24 protein-coding genes are annotated in these 22,327 nt (G+C 62.7%); 10 read left to right on the top strand and 14 right to left on the bottom strand.

Going from position 1 to position 22,327, the window contains the following annotated elements; genetic code table 11:
- Nucleotides 1-9 precede the first annotated feature (9 nt).
- The 3 genes from rpoZ to BN1188_RS05235 all read right to left on the bottom strand — a co-directional run bounded on the left by rpoZ (nucleotide 10) and on the right by BN1188_RS05235 (nucleotide 1,915).
- Nucleotides 10-273 carry a DNA-directed RNA polymerase subunit omega gene (gene rpoZ, locus BN1188_RS05245; protein ID WP_040260325.1) on the bottom strand — a complete coding sequence of 88 codons (264 nt, stop codon included), beginning with the start codon at nucleotides 271-273 and terminating at the stop codon, nucleotides 10-12.
- Between the two features lie 147 nt (nucleotides 274-420).
- Nucleotides 421-1,041 (bottom strand): guanylate kinase, encoded by a 621-nt coding sequence (gene gmk, locus BN1188_RS05240; RefSeq protein WP_040260324.1) that lies wholly within the window; start codon nucleotides 1,039-1,041, stop codon nucleotides 421-423.
- 10 nt (nucleotides 1,042-1,051) lie between these two features.
- The gene (locus tag BN1188_RS05235) at nucleotides 1,052-1,915 is read right to left on the bottom strand and encodes a YicC/YloC family endoribonuclease (protein WP_040260323.1); all 864 of its coding nucleotides are present in this window, start codon (nucleotides 1,913-1,915) and stop codon (nucleotides 1,052-1,054) included.
- Between the two features lie 201 nt (nucleotides 1,916-2,116).
- Between BN1188_RS05235 and rph the strand changes: the two genes are divergently transcribed.
- Both rph and BN1188_RS05225 read left to right on the top strand, forming a co-directional pair.
- Nucleotides 2,117-2,839 (top strand): ribonuclease PH, encoded by a 723-nt coding sequence (gene rph / locus BN1188_RS05230; RefSeq protein WP_040260322.1) that lies wholly within the window; start codon nucleotides 2,117-2,119, stop codon nucleotides 2,837-2,839.
- Between the two features lie 25 nt (nucleotides 2,840-2,864).
- Nucleotides 2,865-3,230 carry a DUF4870 domain-containing protein gene (locus BN1188_RS05225; RefSeq protein ID WP_040260321.1) on the top strand — a complete coding sequence of 122 codons (366 nt, stop codon included), beginning with the start codon at nucleotides 2,865-2,867 and terminating at the stop codon, nucleotides 3,228-3,230.
- A 36-nt stretch (nucleotides 3,231-3,266) separates the two neighbouring features.
- Here BN1188_RS05225 and BN1188_RS05220 read toward each other — a convergent pair whose 3' ends face one another.
- Nucleotides 3,267-4,046, bottom strand: a complete 780-nt coding sequence (locus BN1188_RS05220) for an exodeoxyribonuclease III (RefSeq protein ID WP_040260320.1) — start codon at nucleotides 4,044-4,046, stop codon at nucleotides 3,267-3,269.
- Between the two features lie 81 nt (nucleotides 4,047-4,127).
- On the opposite strand from BN1188_RS05220, the gene pyrE reads away from it, so the two are divergent.
- Together pyrE and BN1188_RS05210 are read left to right on the top strand one after the other, a co-directional pair.
- Nucleotides 4,128-4,769 (top strand): orotate phosphoribosyltransferase, encoded by a 642-nt coding sequence (gene pyrE / locus BN1188_RS05215; RefSeq protein ID WP_040260319.1) that lies wholly within the window; start codon nucleotides 4,128-4,130, stop codon nucleotides 4,767-4,769.
- Between the two features lie 2 nt (nucleotides 4,770-4,771).
- Complete coding sequence (locus tag BN1188_RS05210) at nucleotides 4,772-5,365, top strand: hypothetical protein (protein ID WP_040260318.1); 594 nt, start codon at nucleotides 4,772-4,774, stop codon at nucleotides 5,363-5,365.
- An 11-nt stretch (nucleotides 5,366-5,376) separates the two neighbouring features.
- On the opposite strand, the gene argB is transcribed toward BN1188_RS05210, so the two are convergent.
- The 4 genes from argB to coaBC form a co-directional block, all read right to left on the bottom strand.
- A complete protein-coding gene (argB, locus tag BN1188_RS05205; RefSeq protein ID WP_040260317.1) occupies nucleotides 5,377-6,279 on the bottom strand; it encodes an acetylglutamate kinase in 903 nt (300 codons plus the stop codon).
- Nucleotides 6,280-6,427: 148 nt separating this feature from the next.
- Nucleotides 6,428-7,825 (bottom strand): phosphomannomutase/phosphoglucomutase, encoded by a 1,398-nt coding sequence (locus tag BN1188_RS21905; RefSeq protein WP_232430904.1) that lies wholly within the window; start codon nucleotides 7,823-7,825, stop codon nucleotides 6,428-6,430.
- A 1,234-nt stretch (nucleotides 7,826-9,059) separates the two neighbouring features.
- Nucleotides 9,060-9,515 (bottom strand): dUTP diphosphatase, encoded by a 456-nt coding sequence (gene dut / locus BN1188_RS05195; RefSeq protein WP_040260316.1) that lies wholly within the window; start codon nucleotides 9,513-9,515, stop codon nucleotides 9,060-9,062.
- Nucleotides 9,516-9,518: 3 nt separating this feature from the next.
- Nucleotides 9,519-10,730, bottom strand: a complete 1,212-nt coding sequence (gene coaBC, locus BN1188_RS05190) for a bifunctional phosphopantothenoylcysteine decarboxylase/phosphopantothenate--cysteine ligase CoaBC (protein ID WP_040260315.1) — start codon at nucleotides 10,728-10,730, stop codon at nucleotides 9,519-9,521.
- 150 nt (nucleotides 10,731-10,880) lie between these two features.
- On the opposite strand from coaBC, the gene radC reads away from it, so the two are divergent.
- Nucleotides 10,881-11,555, top strand: coding sequence for a RadC family protein (radC, locus tag BN1188_RS05185; RefSeq protein WP_040260314.1), 675 nt, complete (start codon nucleotides 10,881-10,883; stop codon nucleotides 11,553-11,555).
- Between the two features lie 8 nt (nucleotides 11,556-11,563).
- Here radC and BN1188_RS05180 read toward each other — a convergent pair whose 3' ends face one another.
- Entirely contained in the window at nucleotides 11,564-13,150 is a 1,587-nt protein-coding gene (locus tag BN1188_RS05180; RefSeq protein ID WP_040260313.1) for an ABC transporter substrate-binding protein, read from the bottom strand.
- A 388-nt stretch (nucleotides 13,151-13,538) separates the two neighbouring features.
- On the opposite strand from BN1188_RS05180, the gene rpmB reads away from it, so the two are divergent.
- Nucleotides 13,539-13,775: a 50S ribosomal protein L28 gene (gene rpmB, locus BN1188_RS05175; RefSeq protein WP_040260312.1), complete on the top strand. Its 237-nt coding sequence runs from the start codon at nucleotides 13,539-13,541 to the stop codon at nucleotides 13,773-13,775.
- An 11-nt stretch (nucleotides 13,776-13,786) separates the two neighbouring features.
- Nucleotides 13,787-13,942 (top strand): 50S ribosomal protein L33, encoded by a 156-nt coding sequence (gene rpmG / locus BN1188_RS05170; protein ID WP_003457707.1) that lies wholly within the window; start codon nucleotides 13,787-13,789, stop codon nucleotides 13,940-13,942.
- 96 nt (nucleotides 13,943-14,038) lie between these two features.
- Here rpmG and BN1188_RS05165 read toward each other — a convergent pair whose 3' ends face one another.
- Together BN1188_RS05165 and BN1188_RS05160 are read right to left on the bottom strand one after the other, a co-directional pair.
- Nucleotides 14,039-14,242 (bottom strand): I78 family peptidase inhibitor, encoded by a 204-nt coding sequence (locus BN1188_RS05165; RefSeq protein ID WP_040260311.1) that lies wholly within the window; start codon nucleotides 14,240-14,242, stop codon nucleotides 14,039-14,041.
- A gap of 76 nt (nucleotides 14,243-14,318) precedes the next feature.
- Nucleotides 14,319-14,681 (bottom strand): cupin domain-containing protein, encoded by a 363-nt coding sequence (locus BN1188_RS05160; RefSeq protein WP_040260310.1) that lies wholly within the window; start codon nucleotides 14,679-14,681, stop codon nucleotides 14,319-14,321.
- Nucleotides 14,682-14,862: 181 nt separating this feature from the next.
- On the opposite strand from BN1188_RS05160, the gene BN1188_RS05155 reads away from it, so the two are divergent.
- Together BN1188_RS05155 and BN1188_RS05150 are read left to right on the top strand one after the other, a co-directional pair.
- On the top strand, nucleotides 14,863-16,356 hold the full coding sequence (locus BN1188_RS05155; RefSeq protein WP_040260309.1) for an aldehyde dehydrogenase: 1,494 nt from the start codon (nucleotides 14,863-14,865) through the stop codon (nucleotides 16,354-16,356).
- Nucleotides 16,357-16,417: 61 nt separating this feature from the next.
- Nucleotides 16,418-17,566, top strand: coding sequence for an MFS transporter (locus BN1188_RS05150; RefSeq protein ID WP_052469160.1), 1,149 nt, complete (start codon nucleotides 16,418-16,420; stop codon nucleotides 17,564-17,566).
- Here BN1188_RS05150 and BN1188_RS05145 read toward each other — a convergent pair.
- Complete coding sequence (locus BN1188_RS05145) at nucleotides 17,563-19,128, bottom strand: phospholipase D family protein (protein ID WP_084596152.1); 1,566 nt, start codon at nucleotides 19,126-19,128, stop codon at nucleotides 17,563-17,565. The genes BN1188_RS05150 and BN1188_RS05145 overlap by 4 nt on opposite strands.
- A gap of 55 nt (nucleotides 19,129-19,183) precedes the next feature.
- Nucleotides 19,184-20,614 carry an aminotransferase-like domain-containing protein gene (locus BN1188_RS05140; protein WP_088776192.1) on the bottom strand — a complete coding sequence of 477 codons (1,431 nt, stop codon included), beginning with the start codon at nucleotides 20,612-20,614 and terminating at the stop codon, nucleotides 19,184-19,186.
- A 173-nt stretch (nucleotides 20,615-20,787) separates the two neighbouring features.
- Here BN1188_RS05140 and BN1188_RS21900 point away from each other — a divergent pair, with 173 nt between their 5' ends.
- Nucleotides 20,788-21,015: a DUF1127 domain-containing protein gene (locus tag BN1188_RS21900; RefSeq protein WP_040260307.1), complete on the top strand. Its 228-nt coding sequence runs from the start codon at nucleotides 20,788-20,790 to the stop codon at nucleotides 21,013-21,015.
- A 2-nt stretch (nucleotides 21,016-21,017) separates the two neighbouring features.
- On the opposite strand, the gene BN1188_RS05130 is transcribed toward BN1188_RS21900, so the two are convergent.
- Nucleotides 21,018-22,325, bottom strand: coding sequence for an NAD(P)/FAD-dependent oxidoreductase (locus BN1188_RS05130; RefSeq protein ID WP_040260306.1), 1,308 nt, complete (start codon nucleotides 22,323-22,325; stop codon nucleotides 21,018-21,020).
- Between the last annotated feature and the right edge of the window lie 2 nt (nucleotides 22,326-22,327).

The raw sequence follows: 22,327 nt of genomic DNA, 5'->3' as shown, positions 1-22,327 counted from the left end.
GGCATACGCTTAGACGGCCTCGTTGGCCTCGTCCTCGAACGCAGTGAACAGCGGTTCTTCATCGACGATCTCAGCCTCGGCGATTACATCGTAATCGACCAGGCCCGCGGCGATCTCGCGCAGGGCTACCACGGTAGGCTTGTCGTTTTCCCAACCCACCTTGGGCTCCTTGCCGCCGGTGGCCAGCTGGCGGGAGCGCTTGGTGGCGAGCATGACCAGCTCGAAGCGGTTATCGACATGTTCCAGGCAGTCTTCAACGGTCACGCGGGCCATGGTCTTCCTCGTACAAATACAGTGAGCGCCCACCTGCGGCGGGTCAGCGGACTGGACAGTTTAAAAAATCACCAGCCCGAATGGAAGGGCCACCGCTGGGCGAAGCGGTATTTCTACGCCCGTTGGTCAGCGAGGCGTGGCCGGGGGTCAGGCCAGCAGCCCCTGGAGCAGCGTTTCGTGCCGGGCATGCTGCAGAGGCTGGTTCAGGCGGTTGGCACGGAAGATGGCCTTGAGGTCCGCCAGCGCGGTATCGAAGTCATCGTTGATCACCAGGTAGTCGTACTCGACGTAATGGCGCATTTCGTTGACCGCCTCGCGCATGCGCCCTTCGATGATCGCTTCGCTATCCTGGCCCCGGTTGGTCAGGCGCTGGCGCAGCGCTTGCTGGGACGGTGGCAGGATGAAGATGGAGCGAGTGCCAGGGATGAGCTGACGTACCTGCTGGCCACCTTGCCAGTCGATCTCCAGGATCAGGTCCAGGCCAGCGTCGAGGGTGCGCTGCAGGCTGCTGCGAGAAGTGCCGTAGAGGTTGCCGAACACCTCGGCGCGCTCCAGGAAGTCTCCATGCTCGACCATGCCCAGGAAGGTCTCGCGATCGACGAAGTGGTAGTTGACGCCGTTCACCTCGCCCGGGCGCATGGCTCGGGTAGTGTGGGACACCGACACTCGGATGCTGGGGTCGGCGCCGGTCAGCGCGGTGACCAGGCTGGTCTTGCCGGCGCCGGAGGGCGCGGAAACGATGTAAAGGGTGCCGGGGGTCGGTTTCATGGAAGTCGCCTTACTCAATGTTCTGCACTTGCTCGCGCATTTGTTCGATCAATACCTTGAGGTTGACCGCGGCCTGGGTGCTGCGTGGGTCGAAGGCCTTGGAGCCGAGGGTATTGGCTTCGCGATTCAGTTCCTGCATCAGGAAGTCCAGTCGCCGGCCGGCCGCGCCGGCGCTGGAGAGCACCCGGCGCACTTCGCGCACATGGGTGGTCAGCCGGTCGAGCTCCTCGGCCACGTCGCTTTTCTGGGCCAGCAATACCAACTCCTGTTCCAGGCGCGCCGGGTCCAGCTCGGCCCGGACCTCGGCGAACCGGTCCAGTATTTTCTGCCGCTGGGTGGCGAGCATCTGGGGGACCTGCTCGCGCAGTGTGTCGATTTCCACGGTCATGGCATCGAGTCGCTCGTTGATCAATCGGGCCAGTTCGGCACCTTCGCGGGCGCGGCCGACCTTGAGTTCCTCCAGTGCCTCGTTGAACAGCCCGAGGACGCTCGCTTGCAGCGCCTGGGCATCCATCGCCTGGGTGACCATCACGCCCGGCCAGGCCATCACCTGCAATGGGTCGATGGGCGCGGAGCTTGCTGTCAGCGCAGCCACGGCCTCGGCCGAGGCGATCAGCTCCCGGGCGCGCGCCAGGTCCAGGCGAGGTGCCTGGCTGGCCGCGTCCTCGTTCAGCCGCAGGGTGCATTCCACCTTGCCACGTGACAGGCCGACGCGCAGGGCATCGCGCACCGCGCCCTCGAGTTCGCGGAAGGCATCCGGCAGGCGCAGGTGGGGCTCTAGGTAGCGATGGTTGACCGAGCGTAGTTCCCAGGACAGCGTGCCCTGGGCCTCGGCGCGCTCGGCCCGGGCGAAGGCGGTCATGCTATGGACCATGGCAAGGAGACCTCATGATGACCGCGCATGAAGGCAGCGGCGCGGGAGAAGATTCGAGGCGCAAGAGTGTACCCCAACCAGGGCAGGGCCCCAAACCGTGAAAGCGCCCGGCCGCGTGTCGTCTGCAGCCTTTTTAAATACCTGGGACGCCGTCCGGCCTTTATACTGTGCGCCAGTTTTTCATTGCGTACAGGTAGCCAGATGAAACGTCCAAGTGGTCGCGCGGCCGACCAGCTCCGTCAGATCCGCATCACTCGCAACTACACCCGGCATGCGGAAGGCTCGGTGCTCGTCGAGTTCGGTGACACCCGGGTTATTTGCACTGTCAGCGTTGAAAACGGAGTGCCTCGCTTCCTCAAGGGCCAGGGCCAGGGCTGGCTGACGGCCGAATACGGCATGCTTCCGCGGGCTACCGGCGAACGGAACCAGCGCGAAGCCAGCCGAGGCAAGCAGGGTGGGCGAACTCTGGAAATCCAGCGGCTGATCGGCCGCTCCCTGCGTGCCGCGCTGGACATGAGCAAGCTGGGCGACATCACGCTGTACGTGGACTGTGACGTGATCCAGGCTGACGGCGGTACGCGCACCGCCTCGATCACCGGGGCAATGGTCGCCCTGGTCGATGCGTTGAAGATGGTCAAGAAGCGTGGCGGCCTCAAGGCTGGCGACCCGCTCAAGCAGATGATCGCCGCGGTGTCGGTAGGCATGTATCAGGGCGAGCCGGTACTTGACCTGGACTACCTCGAAGACTCGGCCGCCGAGACGGATCTGAACGTGGTGATGACTAGCGTCGGTGGTTTCATCGAGGTGCAGGGTACCGCCGAAGGCGCACCGTTCCAGCCCGAGGAACTCACTGCTATGCTGGCGCTGGCCCAGAAGGGCATGGTCGACCTATTCGAAATACAAAAAGCTGCCCTGGCGCAATAAAGGCTCGGGCTCGAGGAGAAGTGACATGGATGAACGACTTCCACCTGCCAGCCCTACCTCTGAAGCCCGCCAGTGGGGCATGTTCTGCCATCTGGCGGCGTTCCTGGGATTCGTATTTCCGTTCGGCAATCTGATCGGCCCCTTGGTGGTCTGGCAACTCAAGAAAGACCGTAGCGCCTTCATCGATGCCCAGGGCAAGGAGTCTGTGAACTTCCAGATCACCGTGACCCTGGCTTCGCTGGTGTGCTTCCTGCTGTTCTTTATCCTGATCGGCCTGCCGTTGCTCGGGCTGGTGGCCATCCTGGCGATCGTTTTCACCATCATCGCCGCCATCAAGGCCAACGAGGGTGTGGACTACCGCTACCCGCTCACCCTGAGGCTGATCCGCTGATCCACTGCCTGACGGGGCGGCACGGCAGCCGCCTCGTCAGATGGTCAGGGTCCAGTCGTAATCGACGATGAAGGGCGCGTGCTGTGAAAAGCGTGGCTGACGCGGCAGCCGCGCGCTGCGCACGAAGCGCCGCAGGCCAGGGGTAAGCAGCTGGTAATCGAAGCGCCAACCCAGGTTGAGCATTTCCGCCTGCTCGCTATCGGGCCACCAACTGTACTGGTCGCCTTCGCGACTGACCTCGCGCAGAGCGTCCACGTAACCCATGTTGCCGACGATTTCGTCCATCCATGCCCGCTCCGGCGCAAGGAAGCCTGGCGATTGCTGGCTGTCGCGCCAGTTCTTGATGTCCAGCTTCTGTTGGGCCACGTAGAGCGAGCCGCAATAGATGTATTCACGCCGCTTGCGCCGCTGCTTGTCCAGGTAGCGGGCGAAGTCGTCCATCAGCTTGAATTTCTGATTGAGCTCTTCGTCGCCGCCGCGCCCGGATGGGAACAGCAGTGTAGCGATACTCACTTTGTCGAAATCCGCTTGCAGGTAACGGCCGAAACGATCGGACGTTTCGAACCCCAGGCCACTGATGATCGCCTTGGGCTGCAACCGCGAATAGAGCGCGACGCCCCCCTGGGACGACACTTCCGCGTCGGCCGCATACAGGAAATAGCCATCGAGCTGATAAGCGGAATCGTCCAGTTCGAACGCCGAGGCACGGGTATCCTGCAGGCAGATCACGTCGGCGTTCTGGGCTTGCAGCCAGCTGAGCAAGCCACGCTCGACCGCTGCCTGAATCCCATTGACGTTCACACTGATGATCCGCATAAATGGCCCCAAAAATCTCGTGCGTGTATGATACCCGAGGTCAAGTTATTTAGCTAAATCCGTGGTATTCAGGACTTTTACATGCAAGCCTACCAGCGTGACTTCATTCGTTTTGCCATCGAGCGCGGCGTGCTGCGTTTCGGCGAGTTTACCCTGAAGTCCGGGCGCGCCAGTCCTTACTTCTTCAACGCCGGCCTGTTCAATACCGGCTCGGCCCTGGCCCGTCTGGGGCAATGCTACGCATCGGCGATCGTCGACAGCGGCCTGAGCTTCGATGTGCTCTTCGGTCCCGCGTACAAGGGTATCCCGCTGGCGTCGGCGACGGCGGTGGCCCTGGCCGACAAGCATGGCCGTGACGTGCCCTGGTGCTTCAACCGCAAGGAAGCGAAAGACCACGGCGAGGGCGGAAGCCTGGTGGGCGCGCCGCTGCGGGGCGACGTCCTGATCATTGACGACGTGATCACCGCGGGCACTGCCATTCGTGAGGTGATGACCATCATCCAGGCGGAGCAGGCCAGGGCCGCCGCCGTGCTGATCGCCTTGAACCGCCAGGAGCGGGGCAAGGGCGAGTTGTCGGCCATCCAGGAAGTCGAGCGCGACTACGGTATCCCGGTGGTGAGCATCGTGTCCCTGGACCAGGTTCTTGAATACCTTGCCGAGGATGCCCAGCTCAAGCAGCACCTTCCCGCCGTGCAAGCCTATCGCGCCGAGTACGGGATCTGACCATGGGCCGCGGCCTGGGCTGGTCGCTGGGGCTGCTGCTCCCATTGACCGCCCTGGCCGCTCAGCCGGTTCCGCCCGTACAGCTCTATCGGTATACCGACGATCGCGGCGTGATCGTGCTGGACCGCCAGGGGGTGCCTCCTGAGTTCATCTCCAAGGGGTATCAGATCCTCAACGCCCAAGGCCGCGTGCTGCAAACAGTACCCCCGGCGCCTACCGCCGAAGAGGTTCAGGCTGCCACCGCGCGGCGCGCCCAGGCCGAGGCGGATGCCAAGCTGCGGGTACGCTACAGCGGTATCGAGGACCTGGAGCGCGCCCGGCAGCGACGCCTGAGCGAGATCGATGGCCTGTTGGCAGCCAACCAGGGTGACAGGCAAACGCTCCAGGCCCAGCAAGCCTCGCTCCAGGGCGAGGCCGCCAACCAGGAGCGCAACGGGCAGCCGGTAGCGCAGAGCGTACTGGACCAGCTTGAAGCGGTCCGTCAGCGCCAGGCCGACCTGGATGCTCAGTCTCTCAGGTACCAAAGGATGCGCGACGACACGAACCGCACCTTCGATGCGGATCGCGCGCGCCTGCAGCAGCTATTGGTGCCCTGACCGCGGCCTCGCTATCGCCTGGCGTTGCTGATCAAGGTCCCGACGCCGACGTCGGTGAAGATTTCCAGCAGTACCGCGTTGGGTACTCGGCCATCGATGATGTGAGAGCTGTTCACGCCGCCCTGCACGGCTTCCAGTGCGCAGCGGATCTTCGGCAGCATGCCGCCGTAGATAGTGCCGTCGGCGATCAGCTCGTCCACCTGCTCGGTCGTCAGGCCGGTAAGCACCTGGCCGTTCTTGTCCATCAGGCCGGCAATGTTGGTCAGGAGCATCAGCTTCTCGGCCTTCAGGGCCTCGGCCACCTTGCCCGCCACCAGGTCGGCGTTGATGTTGTACGATTCGCCATCGGCACCGACGCCGATAGGCGCGATCACAGGAATGAAGTCGCCCTTGACCAGCATGTTCAGCAGCTCGGTATTGACGCCGCTGACTTCGCCGACCAGGCCGATATCGATGATTTCAGGCTTGTCCATGCCAGGGGTTTGTCGGGTAACCGTCAGCTTGCGCGCGCGGATCAGCTCCGCGTCCTTGCCGGTAAGGCCGATGGCGCTGCCGCCGTGCCGGTTGATCAGGTTGACGATGCTCTTGTTCACCTGGCCACCCAGAACCATTTCAACCACGTCCATGGTTTGGGCGTCGGTGACGCGCATGCCGTCGATGAAATGGCTTTCGATGTCCAGGCGCTTGAGCAGGTCGCCGATCTGCGGGCCGCCACCGTGTACGACCACCGGGTTGATACCCACGGCCTTCATGAGTACGACGTCACGAGCGAACCCGGTCTTGAGCTCCTCGCTCTCCATGGCGTTGCCGCCGTACTTGATGACCAATGTCTTGCCGACGAAGCGTCGGATGTACGGCAAGGCCTCGGAGAGTACCTTGGCGACATTGGTGGCGGCATCACGGTCGAGGATCATGCAGGGCTCCTGAAGTGGGGAAGCGCATACGGGAGGCTGCCTGGGGCAATCGGCACAGGCAGGGGATGCGCAGTCTACTCCCTGTAAACGCGCATTCCGAGCCTGTTTTCAAACGTCTATCGCAAGGCTGCAGCCAGCACGGCTGCCGTTAGAAAGGCACCTTGAGGTCAGGGGCCACGCGCAGCAGCTGCTCACGGAACACACCCTTGATGCGCTCGAGTTCGGCATCATCCTCGGCCTCGAACCGCAGCACCAGCACTGGGGTAGTGTTGGAGGCACGCACCAGGCCCCAGCCCTTGGCATAGTCGACACGAACGCCGTCGATCTTGTTGAGGCTGGCATCGCCCCACTGGGCGTCCTGGATCAGCGCCTCGATGATGCTGAACTTGCTTTCCTCGGTAACCTTGATGTTGATTTCCGGCGTCGAAACGTCGTTCGGGAACTTGGCGAAGACGGCTTCGGCGGTTTCGCTCTTCTGGCTGAGGATTTCCAACAGGCGCGCGGCGCTGTAGATGCCGTCGTCGAAGCCGAACCAGCGTTCCTTGAAGAACACGTGACCGCTCATTTCACCGGCCAGCAAGGCGCCGGTTTCCTTCATTTTCTTCTTGATCAGCGAGTGGCCGGTCTTGTACATGACCGGACGGCCTTGATAACCCTCCACCAGCGCTTTCAGACGGCGGCTGCATTTGACGTCATAGATGATGTCAGCGCCCGGGTTGCGCGAAAGCACGTCCTGAGCGAACAGCATCAGCAGGCGGTCAGGATAGACCACGGTACCTTCGTTGGTGACCACGCCCACACGGTCAGCGTCGCCGTCGAACGCCAGGCCCAGGTCCGCGCCGGCTTCCTTGACCTTAGCGATCAGGTCTTCAAGGTTTTCCAGCTTGCCTGGGTCCGGGTGGTGGTTGGGGAAGTTGCCGTCCACCTCGCAGAACAGCGGGATGACCTCGCAGTTCAGCTTCTCGATCAGCTGTGGCGCGATGACCCCACCCACACCGTTACCGCAGTCCACGACTACCTTCAACTTGCGCGGTACCGCAATGTCTTTCTGAATGTAGGCATCGTACTGGGAAAGGATGTCGACTTTTTCGACGCTGCCTTGGCCCTGAGCCAGGTCGTTGTCGCGGATGCGTTCGTACAGCTTCTGAATCTGTTCGTTGGCCAGGGTGTCGCCAGCGATGATGATCTTGAAGCCGTTGTAGTTGGCAGGGTTGTGGCTGCCGGTCAGCATCACCCCAGACTTGCCCTTGAGCACGTTGGCGGCGAAATAGAGCGCGCCGGTAGGCACCATGCCCACGTCGCTGACATGGCAGCCACTGTCGGCCACGCCCTGAATCAGTTGCTGGACCAGTTCGGGTCCGGACAAACGGCCATCGCGACCTACGCTCACATGCGGCTCGCCCTGTGCCAGGCTCTGGGTACCAATGGCGCGGCCGATCCAGTAGGCAGTATCGGCAGTGAGGGTGTCACCCACGATGCCGCGGATGTCATAGGCGCGGAAAATGCTCGCGGGAACCTGGGGGGCGACTTGTGCAATGCTGTTCATAGCGGGGGAATGCTCCATTCGCAGGAAGTCCTGGTCGGCATCGAGGGTTGCGACACCGAGTACGTCAGTCTCTTGAAAAAGTGGCCGCGCGCTTCGCGACTCGGCTGAGTCTCGAGGGTCTGCAACCGGGGCACTGCGAGTCGTAATGCCGTTTGTGTCGGCTCCCATGGGGGCGCCGGGGTCGATTCGAGCCTCGCTCGGCGTGAGCCTGGCGATGGCCTGGGCCACCCCGTTCAGCTCTGCAAGGCTCAAACTGAACGCTTTGACGTTTTTTCCGCAGGAGAGTTCGTTCACCAGTTGATTCAATTGACGTGCGTCTTCACGCAGCCGGGCGCGGAGGTTGCGCACCACCAGTACCATTGCGACCCAGAACGCGCCGGCGGCGATCAGCAAGGCCGCCAGGCCGAGCATGAGAGAGATCCACGGCGTGGGCGCGTCATAAGCGACGCCAGGAGTGAAGCGCAGGGTCCAGTTAGGGTTGCCAAGATCAAGGACATAGGGGCGGGCACTGCCTGCCCTGCCAGCCTGATACACCACCTGCACCGGGCCATCGCCAAAACGCTGCTGGAACAGCAGCTCGCCGGCCTGCTCGGGAAGAGCGGGCAACCCGCGCAGTATCCGCTGGGCATCGACAGCCAGCAGTACGGTGCCCAGTACCTTCTGGCTGCCGGATGCGCGCACGGCGGCCACGCTGTAGATAAGCCAGCCTTGGCCGGCACGTTGCGCCTCCAGTGGGGGTGGCTGGCCGGCTTCCGCGCGGCGGAGCAGATCAAGGGCGGCAAAGGTGAAGGGCGCGGCGCGGTGATTGTCAGGCTCACCCTGGCCGAGGGGCGTGAGCACGGCGTCGACGACGCCGTCTCGGTAACGCAGGCCGGCCTCGGCGTTGCGCAGTCGCGCGCTATCACCGCTCTGCAGCGCCGCCGCCAGGGCAGGGTCGTTGGCCGCCGCCTGGGTATCGGCCACTATCTGGGCAAACCCTTGGCGCAAGGTAGCGGCCTGGGCTGACGCGGCCGATTGTGCCAGCTGCCAGCGCCAGGCCTGTTGCGAGGGGCCTGGCAGGGCGATCCAGACCAGCAGGGCCGCCACCAGCAGGCCGATGGCGGCTACCACGAGGCCCGGACGCAGTAGCTGCAGTTCGGAAGCGCCGTCATGCCCGGGCGCCGTGGGGGCTTGTTCCATGATGCCTTTCACAACCGCTCCTTGTGTCTGTCCTTGAAGGGCCCCGCCAAGTCGCTCAGTGGCTCCCGGAATGCCCGAAGCCGCCCGCGCCCCGCTGGCTCTGATCGAACGCCTCGACCACCTCGAATCGTGCCTGCACCACCGGAACCAGCACCAACTGCGCGATCCGCTCGCCCACGGCAATTTCAAAAGCGCTCTGGCCACGGTTCCAGCAGGACACCATCAACTCACCTTGATAATCCGAATCTATCAGGCCTACCAGGTTGCCCAATACGATGCCGTGCTTGTGGCCCAGACCGGAACGGGGCAGCACCAGCGCCGCCAGGCCTGGGTCGGCGATGAAGATCGACAACCCTGTTGGAATGAGGATGGTCTGGCCGGGTTCGAGGGTAACGTTCGCCGACAGCATGGCTCGCAGGTCAAGGCCGGCGGAGCCCGGCGTGGCGTAGTCCGGCAGAGGAAAATCACTGCCCAGGCGGGGGTCGAGGATACGGGCTTGCAAAGCGTGCATGGGTTACTGAACCTGTTGAAGACGGGTCGCGATAAGTGCGATCAGCTGGCGGGCGATCTTGCCCTTGCTGGTTTGTGGAAGCAGCGTTTCATTGAGCTGGCGGTCGATGACGCTGCAGGCGTTTTCTTCGCTATTGAAACCGATACTGGGGTTGGCGACATCGTTGGCCACAATCAGGTCAAGGTTCTTGTCGCGCAGCTTGCGCGCGGCGTAGTCCAGCAGATGTTCGGTTTCAGCGGCGAAGCCTACGCTGAACGGCCGATCCGGCCGCCCGGAAAGGGTGGCGAGGATATCCGGGTTGCGGACCATGCGCAGCATCAGGCCATCCGCGGTGGAAGGGTCTTTCTTGAGCTTCTGCGGGGCGATGACCTCCGGGCGATAATCAGCCACGGCCGCCGATGCGATCAGCAGGTCGCAAGGCATCGCTGCCTCGCACGCCGCGAGCATGTCGCGCGCGCTGACCACGTCGATCCGGTTGACCCGGTCCGGCGTGGCTAGGTGCACCGGGCCGCTGACCAGGGTCACCCGCGCGCCGGCCTCGACCGCGGCCTCGGCCAGGGCGAAACCCATTTTCCCCGAGCTGTGATTGGTGATGTATCGCACCGGGTCAATGTTTTCCTGGGTAGGGCCGGCGGTGATCAGCACGTGCTTGCCGGTCAGGGCCTGGCGCTGGAAGCAATCGGCGGCCAGGTGGGCCAGGTCGGCCGGCTCGAGCATGCGTCCCAGGCCGATGTCACCGCAGGCCTGGCTGCCAGCGGCCGGCCCGAAGACTTTCAATCCGCGAGCCTGCACGGTTTCCAGGTTGGCCTGAGTGGCTGGATCTCGCCACATGGCCTGGTTCATGGCCGGAGCCAGGGCCACGGTGGCATCCGTTGCCAGTACCAGGGTGGTCAGCAGGTCATTGGCAAGGCCCTGGGCCAAGCGCGCGATAAGGTCGGCGGTGGCCGGCGCGATGAGCACCAGGTCGGCCCAGCGAGCCAGTTCGATATGACCCATGGCCGCTTCGGCCGCCGGATCGAGCAGGTCCAGGTGCACGGGGTGGCCGGAAAGCGCCTGCATGGTCAAGGGCGTGATGAACTCGCTGCCGCCACGAGTCATGACCACGCGCACCTCGGCGCCTTGCTCGAGAAGCCGGCGCACCAGCTCGGCGCTCTTGTAGGCGGCTATGCCGCCGCCGACTCCGAGAACGATGCGTTTTCGATACAGCCGCTGCATTGGGCCTGCCTTTGTCCGCTTGTGGTTACGATCTGAAACGATCCCTGGACCCGGCCCGATGAAGCCCGGGGCCGACGCCAAAAAAGTTGGGCTAAGATAGCACAGCGTCTGCTACGGAACAGCGGCGCCCCAGGCCTACAAGGAGGAACCATGGCCATACGAGACTGGCCCGAGGCCGAGCGCCCACGGGAAAAACTACTCAGCCGAGGCGCCCAGGTGCTCAGCGATGCCGAGCTACTGGCCATTTTCCTGCGTACCGGTGTCAAGGGTTGCAACGCGGTGGAGCTGGCCCGTCGCCTTCTGGATGAGCTGGGTGGACTGCGAGGCCTGTTGCAGGCCGATCTGGCGCGTTTCAGTGGTCAGCCTGGCCTGGGCGAGGCCAAGTATGCGCAGTTGCAGGCAGTACTGGAAATCGCTCGCCGGCATCTGGCCGAGCAGCTCAAGCGTGATTCGGCCCTGGAAAACTCCACCGCTGTCAGGGCCTACCTCAAGGCCATGCTGCGTCATGAGCCTCATGAGGTCTTCGGCTGCCTCTACCTGGATTCACGCCATCGGGTGCTGGGCTTCGAGGCGCTTTTCCACGGGTCCATCGACAGCGCCAGCGTCTACCCTCGCCAGGTGGTCAAGCGCGCCTTGGCCCATAATGCCGCGGCGCTCATCCTGTGTCATAACCACCCCTCAGGCGTGGCCGAGCCCAGCCAGGCAGACCGTCAACTCACCCAGCGAATCAAGGAGGCCCTGGCCTATATCGATGTGCGGGTGCTCGACCATTTCATCATCGGCGAAGGTGAGCCGCTGTCCATGGCCGAGCTCGGGCTGATGTAGGCGGCCTGTCAGTCCACGCTCACGTGGGTGAAGTTCTGCCGCCCGAAGGGATTGGGCTGGTAGCCTTTGACATTCCTGGCCGCCAGTACCGTGACCTGCGGGTGCGCCAGCGGGAGCCACAGCGCCTGCTTCTGGATAACCGCTTGAGCCTGGCGGTACAGCTCACCGCGCTCGGCTTGCGCCGTGGTCGCCTTGCCTTTGGAGATCAGCCCGTCGAGCGTCGGATCACAGAAGCGCGCGAAGTTGGTGCCCGACTGCACAGCCGCACAGGAAAACTGAGGCGTGAGGAAATTGTCCGGGTCTCCGTTGTCTCCCGCCCAGCCCATGAATAGCAGGTCATGCTCGCCGGCCTTGGCTCGCCGGATAAGCTCACCCCACTCCAGGGTGCGAATCTGGGCCTTGATACCGATTGCCGCCAGGTCTGCCTGAAGCATCTGGGCGCCAGCGGTGGGGTTAGGGTTTAGCAGGCTCCCGCTGGGACGCGTCCACAGGGTAGTGCTGAATCCCTCCTTCAGGCCGGCATCCGCCAGCAGTTGGCGAGCCTTGGCCGGGTCGTGCGCATAGGGTTGAGCATCGCCCGCGTAGCCCCAGGTCGTAGGCGGATAGATACCGTTGGCCGCTTGCGCGGTACCTTCGAACACCGCTTTCAGATAGCTCTGTTTATCGAAGGCCAGGTTGATCGCCTGGCGTACCTGGGGTTTGTCCAGCGGGGGATGCTGGGTGTTGATGGCCACGAATGCGGTCATGAAGGCTGGTGTTTCAAGCCGCTGGAGTTTTTCATCTCCTTGCGCGGCGGCGATGTCCTGGGGTTTGGGCGAGAGCGCGAGCTGGCACTCACCGGCACGCAGGCGCTGCATGCGCGTGTTCGGGTCCGGACTGATGGCATAGATGAGCGGGTCTACCGCGGGTTTGCCGCCGAAGTAGTCCGGGTTCGCCTTGAAGCGCACCTGGGCGTCTTTCTGATAGCGCACGAAAATGAACGGGCCGGTACCCACCGGTTGGCTGTTGAGCTTGTCCGGCGTGCCGGCCTTCATCAATTGCGCGGCATACTCGGCCGAATAAATAGAGGCGAAGCCCATGCTCAGGGTAGCGAGAAAGGTCGCGTCCGGGCGATTGAGCACGAAACGCACCGTAGCGGGATCGGGCGCATCCACTTGCCTGACCAGGGCGGGCAACTGCATGGACTGCGCGTGCGGGAAGCCGCTCTGGGCGACCTTATGCCAGGGGTTGGCCGGGTCCAGCATGCGGTTGAAACTGAACACAACGTCTTCGGCCGTCAGCTCGCGGCTGGGCTTGAACGCGTCCGTGCTATGGAAGCGCACGCCTTTGCGCAGGTTGAATATGTAGGTCAGGCCATCGGGGCTGACTGACCAGCGCTCGGCCAGGTCAGGTACCACCTTCCCGGCCAGGGCGTCATAGTCGACGAGGCGGTCCATCAACACGTCGGCCGACGCATTGGTGGTGGTCAGCGAGTTGTACTGCACCACGTCGAAGCCTTCCGGGCTGGCTTCGGTACAGACGGCCAGAGGTTTTGCCTGGGCGAGGGCGCAAAAGCCGAGCGCGGCGAACAATAGCGAGGTTGACGCAAGACGCATGGTCGATTCCTTGGCAAGAGTAAGGGCCATCTGCCGGCGCAGTCTGGAAAATACTTAACCTAGAGATCTTCATCCGTTTCTGCCATTCAAATTTTCCGTGTGCCTCGACCAGCGGCGAATCCGCGCAACCCTTTCAGAGCAGGCACTGGGTTGGCAAACACCGCTGGACGGCGCCTTGGCCTGTTGTCGCCGGTTGGGGTTTCTGGTATAAAGCAGCGCTCTTTTCTAGGGGTAGGGCGTTTCGCTCAGCGGGCGAGCCTGTCTGGCCGACCTGTCAGCCCCTGCGAAACACGGTGTTTGAACGGCTTTGCGCCTTCGCGCCATTTTGACTGAGAGATAAAGCGGCCAACCCATGCCGGGTTGGGCATGTGGTTTAGAGGGCTGAGGCATGTCGAGAGTCTGTCAAGTTACCGGTAAGGGTCCGGTAACCGGGAACAACATTTCCCACGCAAACAACAAAACCCGTCGTCGTTTCCTGCCGAACCTGCAGCACCATCGCTTCTGGGTCGAGTCCGAGAAGCGCTTCGTGCGCCTGCGCGTATCCGCCAAGGGCATGCGTATCATCGACAAGCGTGGCATCGACGCCGTTCTGGCTGACATTCGCCGCGATGGCATCAAGGTCTAAGGGAGAGAATCATGCGTGAATTGATCCGTTTGGTGTCGAGCGCCGGTACTGGCCACTTCTACACCACCGATAAGAACAAGCGCACCACCCCCGACAAGATCGAAATCAAGAAATTCGATCCTGTGGTTCGCAAGCACGTGATCTACAAGGAAGCCAAGATCAAGTAATTGGTCCGGCTCGAAAAAAACCCGCATCGTCAGATGCGGGTTTTTTTTGCCTTCCAGGCGCTGAAGTCAGCTCAAGGCAGGCGCCTCGACGCAGGCTCAGTTGAAGGCGAGGCCTTGGACATTGCCATTCCCGTCAACCCTGATGTGAACTCGCTGAGGGTCGAACTCCATGGTGCTGATTTCATTCGGCCCCAATACACGATCACGGCCGGTTTCCGTACTAATGGTCGCCTTCATGCTTTCGTCGTACGGCGTACCGATCAGGTAGCTGTAGCGCTGGGTGATTTCTTCATTGGTCATGGTCCTGCTCCTTGGATAATGAGCCTCGGGTATTCGAGGCAGGCTCATGTTCGGTCACAGGATCCCGAATCGAGCGTTACTTATTTGCTTCGAAGACCACGTAGACCTTTCGGCAGGGCTCCAGCACTTCCCAGGTGCCCTTGAACCCGGCGGGAATGACGAAGCGGTCCCCAGCGCGTACGGTTCGAGCGCCACCGGCTTCGTCGCGAATCACCGAGACGCCCTGGAGGATTTCGCAGTATTCGTGTTCGCTGTAGTTGACTGTCCATTGGCCTATGGCCCCCTCCCAGACGCCAGCGGAGAACTGCTGGCAAGGGCTGCTGTAATGGTTGAAAACCGCCTGGTCGGGCTGGCCCGCGATGATCTTTTCCGGAGCGGGCTGGTAGCGCACTGGGTCTGGCGTGGCTGCGGCAAAGTCTAGAATCTGCTCGACACTCATCACGGTCTCCTAGTTTGTTCAATAAAACGCACATGAGACTGCCGAATGCTTCATGGTGTCAAATATATTGAAAGCTGTGCGGCAGTGGTTTAGGGTGAACGCCTTTGGCCGAGCTTGGGTCCGGTGCCTGTTGCGACACGAGCTTCCCATGACGCACTAAATCTATAAGAGGAGTTTCGTTATGCCTACCTTGACCCTGGCGGACTGGCAGCAGCGTGCCGAAGGCCTGAAGATCGAAGGCCGTGCCTTCATCGGTGGCCAATACGCGGATGCCGCATCAGGCGCGACCTTCGAATGTGTAAGCCCGGTAGACGGCCGCCTGCTGGGCCTGGTTGCCAGTTGTGACGAAGCCGATGCCAACCGCGCCGTGGCCAATGCACGGGAAGTCTTCGAGTCTGGCGTCTGGTCCCGCCTGGCCCCGGCCAAGCGCAAGTCGACGCTGATCCGCTTCGCCTCTCTGCTCAAGGCCAACGCTGAAGAGCTGGCCTTGCTGGAAACCCTGGACATGGGCAAGCCCATTTCCGACTCCCTGTACATCGACGTTCCAGGCGCAGCCAATGCGCTGAGCTGGAGCGGCGAAGCCATCGACAAGATCTATGACGAAGTGGCCGCTACCCCTCATGATCAGCTTGGCCTGGTCACGCGCGAAGCGGTGGGCGTGGTGGGTGCCATCGTTCCCTGGAATTTCCCCTTGATGATGGCGTGCTGGAAGCTGGGGCCGGCCCTGGCCACGGGTAACTCGGTCGTGCTCAAGCCATCTGAAAAATCACCGTTGACGGCGATTCGTATCGCGCAACTGGCGATTGAGGCCGGCATTCCGGCAGGCGTGCTGAACGTACTGCCAGGTTACGGCCATACCGTGGGCAAGGCCCTGGCCCTGCACATGGACGTCGACACCGTGGTCTTCACCGGCTCGACCCGCATTGCCAAGCAGCTGATGGTGTATGCCGGTGAATCCAACATGAAGCGGATCTGGCTGGAGGCCGGTGGCAAGAGCCCGAACATCGTCTTCGCCGACGCTCCTGACTTGCAGGCTGCCGCCGAGGCTGCCGCCAGCGCCATCGCCTTCAACCAGGGCGAAGTCTGCACCGCCGGCTCGCGCCTGCTGGTCGAACGCTCGATCAAGGATCGCTTCCTGCCGATGGTAGTCGAGGCGCTGAAAGCCTGGAAGCCGGGTAACCCGCTCGATCCCGCCACTACCGTTGGCGCGCTGGTGGACACTCAGCAGATGAACACCGTGCTTTCGTATATCGAGGCAGGCCACAGCGACGGCGCTACCTTGCTTACCGGTGGCAAGCGCATTCTTGAAGAGAGTGGCGGTACCTACGTGGAACCCACCATCTTCGATGGCGTGAGCAATGCCATGCGCATCGCACAGGAAGAAATCTTCGGCCCGGTGCTGTCGGTCATCACCTTCGACACCGCCGAAGAAGCCGTGGCCATCGCCAACGATACACCCTATGGCCTGGCCGCGGGCGTGTGGACCGCCGACATCTCCAAGGCACACAAAACCGCTCGCGCCCTGCGTGCCGGCAGCGTCTGGGTGAACCAGTATGACGGTGGCGACATGACGGCGCCCTTTGGTGGCTTCAAGCAGTCCGGAAACGGCCGCGACAAGTCGCTCCATGCGTTCGACAAGTACACTGAGCTGAAGGCGACCTGGATCAAGCTCTGAAGCTTGTCCGCCCCCGCCCGGAACACGCGGGGTGCAGGCCTTGATTTCGCAGGAGCGCCCGATGCGGTGGGGGACCTATTTCGCGGTATTGGCATCGGTGCTCAGCGTTGGCCTGGCGCTGGGCCTGAGCATGCCACTGGTTTCCCTGCGGCTGGAAAGCTGGGGGTACGGCAGCTTTGCCATTGGCGTGATGTCGGCGATGCCGGCCATCGGTGTGCTGCTAGGCGCTCGGGTTTCCAGTCGTCTTGCTGCGCGTTTTGGCACAGGCCGAGCGATGCAGTTGTGCCTGGCCGCTGGCGCCGTTTCCGTCGGGCTGCTCGCCTTGTGGCCCAGCTATGCGCTCTGGCTGGCGCTGCGCCTGCTCATCGGTAGCGTATTGACCATTGTCTTCGTGCTCGGCGAGAGCTGGATCAATCAGCTGGTAGTCGAGCGCTGGCGCGGTCGCCTGGTGGCGCTTTATGGATGTTGCTATGCCCTGAGTCAGTTGGCCGGCCCCTTGTTGCTTGGGGGGATAGGCACTGAGCGGGATCAGGGTTTCTGGCTGGCGACCGGCCTCTTGCTGGTGTCGCCGTTATTGTTGCTCGGCCGTGGCGGCGCGCCGAGCACCGAGGCGGTGACGGTCACCCTGGGCGACCTCGGGGCGTTCTGCCGGCGCTTGCCGGTCATCGCCTACGCGATCGCGCTGTTCGCTGGCTTCGAAGCCCTGATCCTGTCCCTGCTGCCAGTGTATTGCCTGCAGCAGGGGTATGAACCCCGCATCGCCCTGTACATGGTTAGCGCTGTTGTATTGGGCGATGCGGTTTTGCAACTTCCGGTAGGGGTACTGGCCGACCATCTGCCACGGCGCGGCTTGTTCCTGGGTTGTGCGGCCCTGCTGGCCGTGACCGGTGCCTGCGTTCCCCTGGCCATGCATCATTGGGCTGTCTGGCCACTATGGGTGCTATTCGGCGCCAGCGCGGGCGGCTTGTTCACCCTGTCCCTGGTAATGATAGGAGAGCGCTTCCGAGACGACGAGCTGGTGCGTGCCAACGCCCACGTCGCCCAGCTCTGGGGCGTCGGCTGCCTGGTCGGGCCGCTGATCGCTGGCGCCGGCAACCAATGGCTGACCGGCCATGCCTTGCCGCTGATGATGGCCGCCGGTGCCGCGGGGTTGGTCCTGCTGGCGTGCCGGCGCCCTGTATTGAATGTCGAGGCCGGCTCGCCAGGCTAAAGCATTTTTTCCAGGCCGATACGGTCGCTCACCCAGGCATTGAAACGTCGCCACCAGTCGCCAGGCTCATGTTGCAACCGGTGCAGGCGGTGGTTGTCTTCGGTTATCCATTGCAGTTGATCCCCGTGCAGCTCGACTTGGTAGCTCAACGCCGGTGACATGCCTTGCTGCGCCAGTTCACGGGTGTAGCTAGCCAGTTCGGGACTGTCCACCAGCACCCCGACCTCAGTGTTCCATAGCACCGAACGCGGGTCGAAGTTGAACGAGCCGATGAACACCTTGCGCTGGTCCAGGACCATGGCCTTGGTGTGCAGGCTGGACGCTGAGCTGCCATGCAAGTGATAGGAAAAACCTGCGTCATCCCCAGGTTGGCGTCGCAGCTCATAGAGCTTGACGCCATGTTCAAGCAACGCCTTGCGATACGGCGCATAACCGCCATGGACCGCGGGCACGTCGGTGGCTTCCAGTGAGTTGGTAAGCAAGGATACCGCCACGCCTGCGTCGGCGCGGCCGGTCAGATAAAGCAGGCCCGGTTCCCTTGGCACGAAATAGGCGGAGATCAGTAGCAGCTCATGGCGCACCTGCAACAGGTGAGGCGCCAGCTGGGTAGTGAGCAGCAAGTGCGGGTCGGGCTTGCCGTCTGGCTTGCCTGTTGAAAGGATCTTCGCTGGCGCGTCCCACAGGGCCTGGCTTGGCGCCCAGATCAACGACTGCCGCCACTCGTGCAGCTTGGGTTGGCTGCGGTAGCTTGTCAGACGATCGTAAAGCGCTTTCTGCTTGACGCTGGCCTTGAGCAGTGAGATGCCCAGGCGCTGGCGAAACGCAGGCAAGGCTTTGCTCGCCGAGGGTATGTCATGGAACTCGTGCAGCGGGCGACTCAGGCGGTGGTTCCAGTACTGATCGAAGCTATAGCCCAGTTCGCGCGCGATGGGGCCGAAGCCCAGCAGGTCCATATCGGTAAAGTTCAGGTTCGGCTTGGCATCGAAATACTCATCGCCCAGGTTGCGCCCGCCGACGATTGCCGCACTGTCATCGGCGATCCAGACCTTGTTATGCATGCGCCGGTGCTGTTCATTCAAGCGCAGCAGGCGGCCAAGCTGCCGAGTGACGCCAATACCGCGACCCAGGTGGGTAGGGTTGAACAACCGCACCTTGATGTTGGGATGGCTGGCGACCGTGCCGAGCAGGTCTTCCAGGTCGTCGCTGGTCGTATCGTCGAGCAGGATGCGCACCCGCACGCCACGGTCAGCGGCGTCCAATACCTCACGCATCAGCGTTCGGGTGCTGAGGCCGTCGTGCACGATGTAATACTGCAGGTCCAGGCTGGTGCGGGCATTACGAATCAGCTCGGCGCGGGCGCGGAAGGCTTCGCCACTGTCCGGCAACAGGCGGAACCCGGACATCCCCGGGTGGGCGCTGGCCTGTTGCAGTACTGATCGACCGAAGGGTGATTGTTCCGCCGGGATCCTTTCGCTTGATACCGGCGCGGGCACCTGGCCCGCGCATCCGGCGAGCATGAGGCTAAGCCAGAACGCAGCCAGGAGGCGGGCAGTGACGACCATGGTGTGCTCATGCGGCGTACTTGGTGGCCTTATGACCGCCGTTGCGCTGAAAAAGTTACTCACAGCTGGGCGGTAGCCCTGCCAGTAATTCGACGGCTGCCTCACCTACCAGGCGAACCGCGGCTTCGAGCGCCGGGGTAGGCCGGGACGCGAAGTTCATCCTCAGGCAATTACGGAATTTCCCGGAGGCGGAAAAGATACTCCCTACGGCAATCTGGACTCCCTTGCCGAGCAGCACCTGGTTCAACTGCTGGGTGTCGAAGCCTTCCGGCAGTTCAATCCAGAGCATGAAGCCTCCCTGGGGGCGGCTCGCCCGGGTGCTGGCCGGGAAATAGCGGCGCACCCAGTCGGTCATCTGGTCTCGGCTGCGCTGATATTGAGCGCGCATCCGGCGTAGGTGCGGCTCGTAATGCCCACCCTCGATGAAGTCCGCGATCGCCAATTGGGGTTGGGTGGCGGTACTGCCGGTGCCAATGTATTTCATGTGCAGTACTCGTTCAAGGTAACGACCGGGCGCTACCCAGCCCACCCGCAAGCCGGGTGCGAGGGTCTTGGAAAAAGAGCTGCACAACAGGACCCGGCCGTCCGTGTCGAAGGATTTGATCGTGCGCGGGCGAGGGTAGGTATAGGCCAGGTCGCCATAGACATCGTCTTCGATGATGGCTACGTCGAAGCGCTGAGCCAGGGTCAACAGCTGGCGCTTACGCCCCTCGGGCATGATGTAGCCGAAAGGGTTGTTGCAATTGGGGGTCAACTGAATGACCTTGATCGGCCACTGTTCCAGTGCCAGTTCCAACGCCTCCAGGCTGATGCCCGTGAGCGGGTCCGTGGGGATCTCCAAGGCCTTCATGCCAAGGCCTTTGAGCGTTTGCATGGCGCCGAAGAAGCTGGGTGAGTCCACCGCCACGATGTCTCCGGGCTCGCAGATGGCGCGCACGCTGCTGGACAATGCCTCGTGGCAACCTGTGGTCACTACCAGGTCTGCCGCGCCCAGGCGGCATCCGGAATCCACCATCACGCGGGCGATCTGCTCGCGCAGGGCTTCGGTCCCGTAGACCGTATCGTAGTAGAGCCCTGGCATGTCCTGGCGCCGACTCAGTTGCGCCAGGCCGCGCAACAAAGGTTTAAGGGTGGCGGCGGTAACATCCGGCATGCCGCGGCCCAATTGCACGATATCTTTGCGCGGTGTGCTGCGCACCAGTTCCACCACCTGGTCCCATTGGGAAATGTCTACGGGGCGCTGCGCGGGGCGGGCAACCACTGGCAAAGCCGGCAGCGTCTTGCTGGACACGAAGTAGCCTGACTTGGGCCTGGGCGAGGCCAGTCCATTGTCTTCAAGCAGGCGATACGCCTGTTGGACGGTACTCAAGCTCACCCCGTGCTCGGTGCTCAAGGTGCGGACGGAGGGCAGCCGGTCGCCAGGCCGATAGAGCCCTTGCTCGATGCGATCTTCTAGCAGGCGGGCCAGGTTCATGTAGAGCGTCACGGCATACTCCAGGCGGGGCTTGCTTGGCCGGCCAGTACAGATTTCGAATTTTTCCAGCATTCAGAACCCAATCTAGCGAATCTGTATGGAAAAGATAGTTGGATTTTGAATCTGTAATGATTCGCTTGTACGGCCCATGCTGGTGGCACGGATGCAGGAGAAGGAGGTGCCCCGTGAACGGCTTCACCGATGTGCGTATATGGCTCAAGGATGACCGGTTGGCACCCACTGCCGACAAGGTTCGGCCCGCCTCCCTGGCTTTGCGCGGCTGGCCGCTTTGGCGCCACCGCTGGGAAACACGGCGGCTACTTCTGGAGTTGACCGATGCCGAGTTGGCGGACGTAGGCTTGAGTCGTGGCCAGCAGTGGGAAGAAGGCACGAAGCCGTTCTGGCGGGAATGACGTCAAATCAGTTCCTTCAAGCGATGCCACAGCATTCCCAGCGCCAGCAATGGGGAACGCAGATGCTTGCCGCCAGGGAAGGTGATATGAGGCACACGGGCAAAGAGTTCGAAGCCGCCGCCTACCTGGCCGGTAATGGCCTGACCCAGCAGCCTACCGGCCAGGTGAGTCGCATTCAAGCCGTGGCCTGCGTAGGCCTGGGCATAGAACACATTGGGATGTTCGGCCAGGCGGCCGATCTGTGGAAGGCGATTGGCGCCGATGCCGATCATCCCGGCCCATTGGTAGTCGATGCGCGCCCGCTCCAGCTGCGGGAATACCTTGAGCATCTTGGGCCGCATGTAGCGGGCGATGTCCTTCGGGTCCCGCCCGGAATAGTGGCAAGCGCCCCCGAACAGCAGGCGCCGGTCCGCCGTCAGCCGGAAATAGTCGACGGTCACGCGTTGGTCGCACATGGCCAGGTTGCGCGGAGAAACTTGCCGGGCCACGGATTCGCCAAGGGGCTCGGTAGCGATGATATAGCTGCCCGCGGGCAGTATCTTTCCGCCCAATTCAGGATTGAGGTCATTGAGGTAGGCGTTGCAGGCCAGCACCAGGGTGCCCGCTTCAACGCTGCCTTGAGCGGTCCTCACCTTGACCTTGGGCCCATGGTCGATGCCGGTGACTGGCGAACGCTCGAACAGCTCGACGCCGAGTCGGCTGGCAAGCGCAGCCTCGCCCTGGGCCAGGTTCAAAGGATGGAGGTGCCCCGACCCCATGTCCACCAGCCCGCCTGCGTAGCGGTTCGAACCGACGACTTGGGGAAGTTGTGCAGGGGTGACCAGCTCCAGCGCATGGCGGTAGCCCAGCCCGCGCAGCTCGGTGATCTCATCGGCGAAGGCTTCGAACTGACGTGGCGTATTCGCCAGGTCGCAATAGCCCCAGGTAAGGTCGCAGTCCAGTCGGTGTGTCTCGATGCGCTGGCGTACGATATCCACCGCTTCAAGGCCCATCTGTTTAAGCTGACGCACTCCCTCATGCCCGAGCAAGGGCTCGAACTGCTCGACTTCATGGCCGACGCCTCGAATCAGCTGCCCGCCGTTGCGCCCGGACGCGCCCCAACCGATGGTTCGGGCTTCGAGCACAGCCACGCTCAAGCCGCGCTCAGCCAGTTCGATCGCCGTGTTGAGCCCACTGAATCCGGCGCCCACGATGCAAACGTCCACCTCCAGATGCCCCTGCAATGCCCGATAATACGGATGAGGCAAGCGAGTGGCAGCATAGTAGGACGCCGGATGGAGGTCCGAAGGAAGTGCTACTGAATTTGGCATGG

The organism is Pseudomonas massiliensis, assembly GCF_000826105.1.
GTDB lineage: Bacteria > Pseudomonadota > Gammaproteobacteria > Pseudomonadales > Pseudomonadaceae > Aquipseudomonas > Aquipseudomonas massiliensis.
The sequence above is the reverse complement of the archived record's forward strand: the minus strand, read 5'-3'. Positions and strand labels throughout refer to the sequence as shown.